The 9076-nt window shown below is 52.1% G+C and carries 8 protein-coding genes and 1 tRNA gene; 6 read left to right on the top strand and 3 right to left on the bottom strand.

The genetic code is table 11. The features are described from left to right. The 3 genes from PHV74_12730 to PHV74_12720 form a co-directional block, all read left to right on the top strand. Positions 1 to 481: PDZ domain-containing protein (locus tag PHV74_12730; GenBank protein ID MDD5095222.1), on the top strand; the 481-nt coding region annotated here is incomplete at its 5' end. A gap of 297 nt (positions 482 to 778) precedes the next feature. Beyond that, on the top strand, positions 779 to 1795 hold the full coding sequence (gene aroF, locus PHV74_12725) for a 3-deoxy-7-phosphoheptulonate synthase (GenBank protein MDD5095221.1): 1017 nt from the start codon (positions 779 to 781) through the stop codon (positions 1793 to 1795). Between the two features lie 12 nt (positions 1796 to 1807). Continuing rightward, on the top strand, positions 1808 to 3511 hold the full coding sequence (locus tag PHV74_12720; GenBank protein MDD5095220.1) for a proline--tRNA ligase: 1704 nt from the start codon (positions 1808 to 1810) through the stop codon (positions 3509 to 3511). A 6-nt stretch (positions 3512 to 3517) separates the two neighbouring features. Here PHV74_12720 and PHV74_12715 read toward each other — a convergent pair whose 3' ends face one another. From PHV74_12715 to PHV74_12705, 3 genes are read right to left on the bottom strand one after another with little or no spacing between them, the layout of a single operon-like run. Next, a complete protein-coding gene (locus PHV74_12715) occupies positions 3518 to 3643 on the bottom strand; it encodes a hypothetical protein (GenBank protein MDD5095219.1) in 126 nt (41 codons plus the stop codon). Between the two features lie 36 nt (positions 3644 to 3679). Continuing rightward, positions 3680 to 4477 carry a zf-HC2 domain-containing protein gene (locus PHV74_12710; protein ID MDD5095218.1) on the bottom strand — a complete coding sequence of 266 codons (798 nt, stop codon included), beginning with the start codon at positions 4475 to 4477 and terminating at the stop codon, positions 3680 to 3682. A 21-nt stretch (positions 4478 to 4498) separates the two neighbouring features. Further along, positions 4499 to 5077 carry a sigma-70 family RNA polymerase sigma factor gene (locus PHV74_12705; GenBank protein ID MDD5095217.1) on the bottom strand — a complete coding sequence of 193 codons (579 nt, stop codon included), beginning with the start codon at positions 5075 to 5077 and terminating at the stop codon, positions 4499 to 4501. A gap of 179 nt (positions 5078 to 5256) precedes the next feature. Here PHV74_12705 and lepB point away from each other — a divergent pair, with 179 nt between their 5' ends. From lepB to PHV74_12690, 3 genes are all read left to right on the top strand, one after another. Beyond that, positions 5257 to 5784 (top strand): signal peptidase I, encoded by a 528-nt coding sequence (gene lepB, locus PHV74_12700; protein MDD5095216.1) that lies wholly within the window; start codon positions 5257 to 5259, stop codon positions 5782 to 5784. A 93-nt stretch (positions 5785 to 5877) separates the two neighbouring features. Then, positions 5878 to 5952: transfer RNA gene (locus PHV74_12695), tRNA-Lys, on the top strand. Between the two features lie 697 nt (positions 5953 to 6649). Next, on the top strand, positions 6650 to 9001 hold the full coding sequence (locus tag PHV74_12690) for a PAS domain S-box protein (GenBank protein ID MDD5095215.1): 2352 nt from the start codon (positions 6650 to 6652) through the stop codon (positions 8999 to 9001). Positions 9002 to 9076: the final 75 nt, after the last annotated feature.

The following is a 9076-nucleotide window of genomic DNA, read 5'->3' as shown; positions in this document are numbered from 1 at the left end:
GACATCTGCCGCCATCAATCCGGGCAACAGCGGCGGGCCTTTGGTCAATATGGCAGGCGAAGTGGTCGGAATCACCAGCGCCAAGATCTCTGCGGTGGGTGTGGAGGGTATGGGATATGCGATCAGCACGAAGACAGCCATGCCGATCATTCAGGAATTGTTGGAGAAAGGCTATGTGAGTCGGCCCTGGCTGGGAGCCGAACTCGTGACCGTCGATCCCTATCTGGCCATGCGCAATCGCCTCTCGGTGGATCAAGGAGTCGTTATTGCACAGATAACCTCCGGTAGTCCGGCGGACAAGGCTGGTTTGAAGGTGCGCGATGTGATTGTCACATTCAACGGAGAAGAGGTGACCACAGCCGAAGCTCTCAACTTAGCTATACGATCATGCGATATCGGTCAGCAGGTGGAGATAACCTTCGTCGAAGGCAAGAGTACCAAGACAGCCAAAGTAACCTTGACTGAGAGCCCCGCACCCTAGTGCTTCAGCGTCGTGGCCCGCTTTTTTTCGTTCCCCTTCGACAAGCTCAGGGCGAACGGGAAAAAGTGTTCCGTTCGGGCTGAGCTTGTCGAAGCATGAACGGATGGTGTACCGCCCTTCTTTGTAATCAAATAGATTGCCCCTGAGATCGGATGATCCGTCCAACTCCTTTCGATACTCATGTGTGGTATACGGCACAGGTTCTTCCATTATGGCTTTAGTCTCGCGATGACAATTGTTTTGTGATCGACTTGTTGCTACAATCATGCTGTATTTAAGCTGTGTGAGGCAATTGTTATGATCGTTGAAATGGTTACGGGGGCAAGTAAAGCGCAGTCCGACCAAGTGGTAGACAAGGCTCACTCTCTGGGGTTTGAGGTCCAGCTTAATGTGGGCACGGATAAGACCGTGATTGCCATTCTGGGCGGTCACACGGGCAAGACATCCACCGATATCTTTGCTGTTTTGCCGGGAGTGGAGACGGTTACCCGCATCATGAAGCCCTATAAACTGGCTTCGCGGGAGTTTAAACCGAAGCCCACCAAGGTGAGAGTGGGTGGTGTTGAGATCGGTGGCAAGCGGGTGGTGGTCATGGCTGGTCCTTGTGCCGTAGAGAGTGAAAAGCAGCTGATGGATACCGCAAGGACAGTGAAGGAACTTGGTGCTACAGTGGTGAGGGGCGGTGCCTTCAAGCCGCGGACTTCCCCTTTTGCGTTCCAGGGGCTGAGAGAAGAGGGGGTAGCGCTTTTGGCCAAGGTAAAGGCCGATCTGGGTATGCCCGTGATCACCGAAGTGCTGGATGCACACGATATCGACCTTCTGGCCCAGCATGTGGATATCTTGCAGGTCGGCGCTCGAAATATGCAGAATTTCACTTTATTGCGGGAGCTGAGCAAGCTGAGGAAACCGATCCTTTTGAAGAGAGGGTTTGCCGCCACGATCACCGATTGGCTGACGGCGGCAGATTATCTGCTGGCCGAGGGTAATAAGAACGTGATTCTCTGTGAACGCGGCATACGGACCTTTGAAGACAGCACCCGGTTTTCTCTGGATATCAGTTCGATTGCCGTTATCAAGCGTTTCAGTCACCTTCCGGTCGTCGTCGATCCCAGCCACGCTGCGGGGCATGCGGCGTATGTGCCGAGCATGGCCAAGGCCGCTCTGGCGGCCGGGGCGGATGGCCTCCTGATTGAGGTGCATCCCAATCCGGCGGAAGCCCTCGTCGATGGTCTGCAATCTTTGAATTTCCCCAACTTTGAAAAGCTGATGAAAGAGCTGAGGCCTATTGCTGAGGCAGTGGGGAGATATATTTAGGAGTTCTAAGCGATGCGTGTATCCGGACTTTTTGGAAAGACTCTGAGACAGGTTCCGGCAGATGCCGATACCGTCGGTCATCAGCTTCTGCTCAAAGCGGGAATGATCCATCAGGTAGGTTCAGGAATATATTCTTATCTGCCTCTGGGATGGCGGGTGTTGCGGAAGATCGAGCAGATTGTTCGTGAAGAAATGGACGACGCTGGCGGACAGGAATTATTTATGCCGGCGCTGCAGCCTATCGAGATATGGCAGGAGACCGGGCGCGATAAGTCCTTTGGAGAATCCCTCTTCACACTGAAGGATCGCAAAGGGCGCATGCTTTGTCTTGGCCCGACACATGAGGAACTTATCACCAACCTGGCTCGATTGAACGTGCGAAGCTATCGAGACCTGCCGGCGGTGCCTTATCAGATGCAGACGAAGTTTCGGGATGAACCGCGCCCCAGAGGCGGGTTGCTGCGCGTCCGGGAATTCCTCATGAAGGATGCCTATAGTATGGATGTCACCGATGAGGCACTGGATCAAAGCTATGTGAAGATGGTTGGGGCCTACAAGAAGATTTATGCTCGATGCGGTTTGCCGGCGATCATGGTTGAAGCCGATAGCGGGGCAATTGGAGGGAAAGGCTCGCACGAGTTCATGTTAGTCTCCGATACCGGAGAGGATGAGATCATCTGTTGTCCGAAGTGTGAGTATGCTGCCAATTCGGAACGGGCTGCCTTTACCAAATCCAAGCCTGATCAAAAAGGAGAAGCCTTGCCGCTGGAGGAGGTTCCGACGCCGGGCGCAAAGACAATTGATGAAGTGGCCACATTCCTTGGGGTGCCAGCAAGTCAGACCCTCAAGGCCGTTTTCTATGCTGCCGACGGCAAAGTGATATTTGTTACCATCCGGGGAGATCTGGAGGTCAATGAGGTCAAGCTCAAGAATGCCCTCAAATGCAATGATCTGCGTCTGGCAACTGAAGCGGAGGTTAGCGGCGCAGGATTGGTGGCGGGGTCAGCCTCGCCGATAGGCCTTTCCGGGATGAAGGTTGTGGCTGATGATTCTATTACCTTGGGGACCAATTTTGTGGTCGGAGCCAATAAGCCCGATGCCCATTTCAAAAATGCCAATTATCCGCGGGATTTTGCTGTGGATGTGATGATCGATATCGCCCTGGCCCGGCTTGGTTATCAATGTCCCAAGTGCGATGGAGAGTTCATTTCGAAACGGGGCATAGAGGTAGGCCATTTATTCAAACTGGGCACCGTATACAGCAAGAAGCTGGAAGCCCTTTACCTTGATCAGGATGGGGTGCAGAAACCGATCGTGATGGGGTGCTACGGGATCGGACTGGGCAGGCTTCTGGCGGCGGCAGTGGAGCAAAATCACGACGAAAAGGGAATTGTCTGGCCTCCGGCTATTGCCCCCTATCAGGTATATCTGTGTGCCCTGAGCATCGATAATCCTGAGGTAGCTGATGCCTCAGGCAGACTCTACACCGAACTCAAGGGCGCCGGATTCGATGTGCTTTTTGATGATCGGGAGGAATCACCCGGGGTCAAGTTCAACGATGCTGATCTCCTGGGCATACCCGTTCGGGTGGTTATCAGTCCTCGAACATTGAAGAAAGGCGAGGCGGAGATCAAACTCCGGAATCGCAAGGAAGCCGACTTTGTGTCTCTGGGGAAAGTACAGGAGAAACTCAAGAGTAGCCTTGTTTCTGGCTGAGATTGCCTAACCCGATCTTTTCCTGCGCTGGAGCAGCAGTGCAATCACCAGTACAATCCCCGCCGCGATGCTGAGGTTACGTAAGAAGTGGGATTCTTTCGAGGAGCGGGTCTCCTCATTCTTTTTCCCCATTTTGACCTTCCTGATTACAGAGAAGCTTGATGTTTTCTAGGACAATGCGCCTTGCCGTTTCCTTTGCCAGACCAGAATATTCAACCCTACCATGATAGCAACCACGGCGGCGAAAGCTATCTCAAGTGGTCGTAGCCAAGAGTAAGCGCTGTCTTTGGGCAATAAGGAATTGGGAGCCGCTTCGGGAGGAGTTCCTAAGGAGGGCGACACGGCACTGGCATCACCAGTGGCCTCAGGTTCAATTTTTGTGGCAACCCCTGTCACTGCAGGGCTGGCAGAGGGTTGGGTTTGCTGTATCGCTTCCGGTGGACCGTCCAATGCTGTGCCAGCAATGACTGTGGGGTCTGGGTTTGGAACCGTCGGATCGGCGGAAGTTTGTGTGCTATCAGAAACGCTTGAGGTATTGTCGGTTAAGGCTATTTTCGACGTATGGGAAGTATTCTCCGTATCGAACAGTCCGGTGGCATCACCGGAAAGCATAACGGCCAGCAGAATGACGGCAGCGGCGGTTGCTATCCGCAGACGATTCATGTTGAACACAGTAGCAGCTGCCGTTCCAAACGCTCGATTGATGAGACCGGTAGCAACTGGAACACGTGTTTGAGCCTTTGCTGCTTTGGCTAAAGTGAATGACCGGGGGGTGGCGACGTACGGCATGCGGTGGAGCAACTTCACCGTGGCTTCCATCGTTTCGAGTTCACAATGACACTCAGCGCATACTTCCACGTGGTATTTCACTGCGTCTTGCTCTATGGAAGTCAGACGCCCATCGATATAAGGCGAGAACTTCTCCCGGATTCGATGGCATTGGCTCTTGCTCTTCTTCCCAGTCATATCGAATATCCTCAACTACTATTAAAGACGGATTTCAGGGGGTAAAAGTTCCCTCCGCTCCAGCAATAGGTCTCTGAGGTTGGCCCGTCCCCGGCTGAGCCTCGATTTCACTGTGCCCAGCGAGGTATGGGTGATCTGAGCGATTTCCTCATAGCTGAAGTCTTGCAGATCCGCAAGGGTAACCACCAGACGCTGGTCCTCGGAAAGGTAAAGCAAGGTTCGAGCGATGAACTCGCTCAGTTCCTCCTGTAGAACACAATCTTCCGGGGAATCTCCCGGGCTGGGGAGCGGATTGGACTCCGGGAAGATGTCGTCGAGGGACTCAGCCTTGCGACTCCGTTTGCTCCTCAGCAGATCGGTGCAGGCATTGGAGGCAATGCGGAAGAGCCATGCCCTGAAGTTCTCCCCACGGAAATTTCGGATGGCTTTCCATGCCAGAACAAAGGCTTCCTGGCTGACGTCTTCGGCATCCTGCGGGGTTCCCAGCATCCGCAGGGCCAGATTGTAGACTTGCCCCTGATATGTTTCCACCAGTTGGTTGAAGGCATCTAAGTCGCCCTCTTTGCTCTGTTGGATCAGGTCGTCCTCGTAGGTTATCATGTTCTCTGCGGATGCCCTGTTTTGGCTAGGCGATTTGACTATGGGATGGCTCTTCATTATACTAAATCTGCTTTGAGTTAGGTCTTATTTTATCATATTTTGTAGGAGTAGAGGCTAAGCCCAAGCTGGCAGGAGTCTCCAAGGAGCGGCTTTTTCAAGGCGGCTATCACGTTTGAAAAATGGAAAAGACAGACTTGAGAGGGCAGTCTATTCGACCAATAATCCGTGAGATTATTGTTACGGTCCTTCTGGCATTGATTCTCTTTGTGGCGATTCGGTCTGTCGTTCATAATTTTGAGGTGAGCGGTGTTAGTATGGACCCGACTTTACATAACGGCCAATTTGTCATCGTGAATAAGGCGGCATATTGGTTTGACAATCCCAAGCGGGGGGATATTGTTGTCTTTCATTCGCCTACGGCCGATCGGGATATTATTCATCGGATCATCGGCCTTCCAGGTGAGACGATAGAAATTAAGAACGGCGTGAGTTATATTGATGGGCAGAAGCTTGAGGAAGAATATCTTGAGCTTAACTCACGTTCCCTGACCCGATCGGAGATTCCAGACGATAGCTACTTCATCATTGGCGATAATCGCGACGTGGCTGGTTGGGATATTGTTCCCCGAAACGATATTATCGGCAAGGCATGGATAATCTACTGGCCGTTTGGAGACTGGGGGATGGTCCCGAACCATGCATGGTAGTCTAAAGTGTGGATGATGATCGGGGGGCGTGAGAGGTGGGTGTGAGAATACTTTGGTTGACGCGCGAAGGGCAGTGCGCTATAGTGTGATGCGGGGTCGGTAGCTCAGCGGAAGAGCACCGGACTTTTAATCCGGGTGTCGAGGGTTCGAATCCCTCCCGACTCACCACGCACCACTTTTGCGAAACCCCCGTTTTCGGGTTCTCCAGGGAGTTTCAATTTCCTCAGGTGGGCCTTCTCTTTTCATGAACGCTCTGAGGCGCCACAGATTTACCAAGGTGTGGCGCAGCTTGGTTTAGCACGTCACCCTCGCAATGTGGGCGTCTGAGGCTCAAGGTCCACTCACCCCGATTATTCGTCTTCCCCCAAGAGAGTGGGCCCCAGGGGTCATGACACTTATTCAGAGCTTCCTCAATAAAGCCTTCTATTCTCTTGGCCATGGAATTAGTGGCGATGGTTTTCTTTCTGATGGTACTGGCAACGGGGTCATTTCTCAACATTGCCGATGGTACAAAGGCCGCGGAAGAACAGTCTATTGAGTGAGGCACCGGTACTATAAAACCAGAGAAACGAGTATAATGAAGTCAGGTTTTAAGACTCTCTGGGCTGCCGACCCGGTCCCATTGAACATCCAGGTAGTCCAGCTCTAACTTTGCCACTGGTAATATGATCGGGGATATGTGCCACAATGTGTCTCCCGACTACTTCTTGGGAATAACATGTAGATGAGTCGCGGGTTGCCCCTATTGGATAATTTCGTTCATGAGACTATGTTAGAGGCAATCAACCGTAAGGCTGGAGGCATGCCATGGTAGGGCAGGAAGCACAATGGCAAAGAGAACGTCAGTATCGACAAGGGGAGAAAGATGAACCTGATTACCAGGCTGAAGCGATCCTTTGCCCACACTGATACATCTCCGGAGAAACGCCTTTCCGCAAACGCCGGAGCCAATCAATCAGAGGCGAAGACGCCCCGGGAGAACGAGGACATCTACCGCCAACTGGTGGAACAGGCTGATGACGGCATTTGCATCATTCAGGATGAGATCATCCAGTATGCCAATCCTGCCTCGCTGAAGATTCTCGGATACACTCCCTGGGAAACCATCGGCACCCCGATCGCCCGATATGTCCATCCGGATGCCTTTGATGAGGTGATGGACCGCTACCAAAAAAAGATGTCCGGTGAGGAAATTCGTTCCCGGTATGAAACCACTTTTCTGCACCGGGATGGTCGAAAGATACTCGTGGAGATCAATGCCTCAGCCACCTCTTTCAACAATAAGCCTGCCGATCTGGTGATTGTGCGGGATGTCACGGAACGCAGGCGGGTGGAGGAGTCACTTCACGAAAGCGAGGAACGATTTCGTGGGCTCATCGAGAACGCCAGCGATGTCATCTATGAGCTAACAGCAGAAGGCATCTTCACTTACCTGTCTCCTAACTGGCTGGAACTCATCGGGGAACCCGCATCTGAAGCGGTCGGCAAGACCTTCGAGCCCTATGTGCATCCCGACGATGTTCACTTGATTTGGGAATATTTTGATCGGATAAGCAACGCGGCGGGGAAGCCCTCCAGCGTGGATTATCGGGTTTTGCGTCTGGACGGGTCGATTCATTGGTATTCTTCCAATGGGTCGGCGCTACGCGATAGGGATGGCAACGTGGCCGGCTATATAGGCATTGCGCGGGACATCACCGAGCGTAAGAGGGCAGAAGAGAAGACAAGACTATTCTCACAAGCTGTTGAGAATGCTTATGACAGCTTTGTGCTGACGGATATGAATCGCAATGTTGTCTATGCCAACCAATCTGCTATCAAGACCTTTGGCTATTTGCCCGAAGGGATGCTGAAATTGAATGTAGCTCAATTTACTGAAATCCCTAAAGATGCAGAGAGTATTACCAAAGAGATGGAAACCAAAGGAAACTGGAACGGTGAAGTAATCAGCGTTAGAAAAAATGGAGAGAGTTTCCCTGTTGTGTTGTCTATCTCTCTTGTTAGCGATACTGATAACAGGCCCATAGGAATGTTGGGGGTTTTCCGCGACATCACCGAGCGCAAGCAGGCAGAGGAGGCGCTACGGCGCGAAAGGGATTTTACCAATAGCCTGATCGAGACGGCGCAAGCCATTGTGCTGGTATTGGACCCCCAGGGTCGCATCGTCCGTTTCAATTCGCATATGGAAGAGATTTCCGGATACTCGTTGGCAGAGGTGCGAGGCAAAGATTGGTTCTCCACCTTTCTGCCGGAAAGGGAAATGGAAAGCACCCGCAACGTGTTCCTGAAAGCGGTCGGCGATATCCGGACGCTCGGCAACGTGAGTTCGATCGTGACCAAAGATGGGCGCGAGCGCGAGATCGAATGGTACGATAAGACGCTCAAGGATGCCGATGGCAACATTGTCGGTTTGCTTTCCACCGGTCAGGATATCACCGAGCGCAAACGGGCTGATGTGATGCTGAGGGAAAGTGAGCAAAAATATCGAACGCTCATTGAAAACTCCAGCATTAACCTTTTCATTCTGGATCGGGACGGCATTTTTCAGACTATGAATGCCAGTGGGGCTGCCTTGTTTGGCGGTAAACCGGCGGATTTCATCGGCAAATCCCTATTTGATCTGAATCCCAGAGATATTGCCGAAGAATATTATGAATCGAATCGCAGGACCATCGAAACCGGGATTGGGCGCATTTATGAGAGAGACTGGGACTTCCCAACCGGGCGAAAAACCATGCTTGTTACTGAACAGGTCCTGAAAGACGCCAGAGGAAATAATGTTGCACTCCAAAGCAGCAGTATTGACATCACCGAGCGCAAGCGAATGGAGCAGGCCCTTCAACAAAGCAACCAACAACTGAACGAACAGAATGAAGAGCTGATGGCTGCAGAAGAGGCCCTCAACTCAGAAATGGTTGAAACAAATAAAGCCCGAGCCTATAGCGAAGCGTTGATCCATGCCATGCCTGATGGTTTTGTCGCACTCGACTTCGCTGGAAATGTCATCGATATCAATGAAAAGCAGTTGGAGTTGATAGGGTATTCCCGCGAGGAAATTGTGGGCCTGTCGATGAAAACCGATACGCTCGGTAGTGCAAAGGAAATCGAAGCAGTTCTTGAACGTATGAGGAGACTTGAGGCAGGAGTCCCGGTAGAGAATGCAGAGATGGCGTCCCTGCAAAAAGCCGGTATCGGAATTCTGATTGAGTCACCCTGATATTATGCTGCGAAGTTTAAAGTCTGAGTGAATCGGCTGGCGGGTCGAATTTAGCGCCAAAACAAGCGCCAACAT

The organism is Dehalococcoidia bacterium, from assembly GCA_028711995.1.
Lineage (GTDB): Bacteria > Chloroflexota > Dehalococcoidia > SZUA-161 > SpSt-899 > JAQTRE01.
This window is presented reverse-complemented; position numbering and strand designations above follow the sequence as displayed.

Bases quoted from the DNA above. Each gene is read 5' to 3' on its own strand.
- PHV74_12720 (MDD5095220.1), top strand. From the start codon at position 1,808: ATGCGTGTATCCGGACTTTTTGGAAAGACTCTGAGACAGGTTCCGGCA.
- PHV74_12690 (MDD5095215.1), top strand. From the start codon at position 6,650: ATGAACCTGATTACCAGGCTGAAGCGATCCTTTGCCCACACTGATACA.
- PHV74_12715 (MDD5095219.1), bottom strand. From the start codon at position 3,643: ATGGGGAAAAAGAATGAGGAGACCCGCTCCTCGAAAGAATCCCACTTC.
- PHV74_12705 (MDD5095217.1), bottom strand. From the start codon at position 5,077: ATGATAACCTACGAGGACGACCTGATCCAACAGAGCAAAGAGGGCGAC.
- PHV74_12710 (MDD5095218.1), bottom strand. From the start codon at position 4,477: ATGACTGGGAAGAAGAGCAAGAGCCAATGCCATCGAATCCGGGAGAAG.
- aroF (MDD5095221.1), top strand. From the start codon at position 779: ATGATCGTTGAAATGGTTACGGGGGCAAGTAAAGCGCAGTCCGACCAA.
- lepB (MDD5095216.1), top strand. From the start codon at position 5,257: ATGGAAAAGACAGACTTGAGAGGGCAGTCTATTCGACCAATAATCCGT.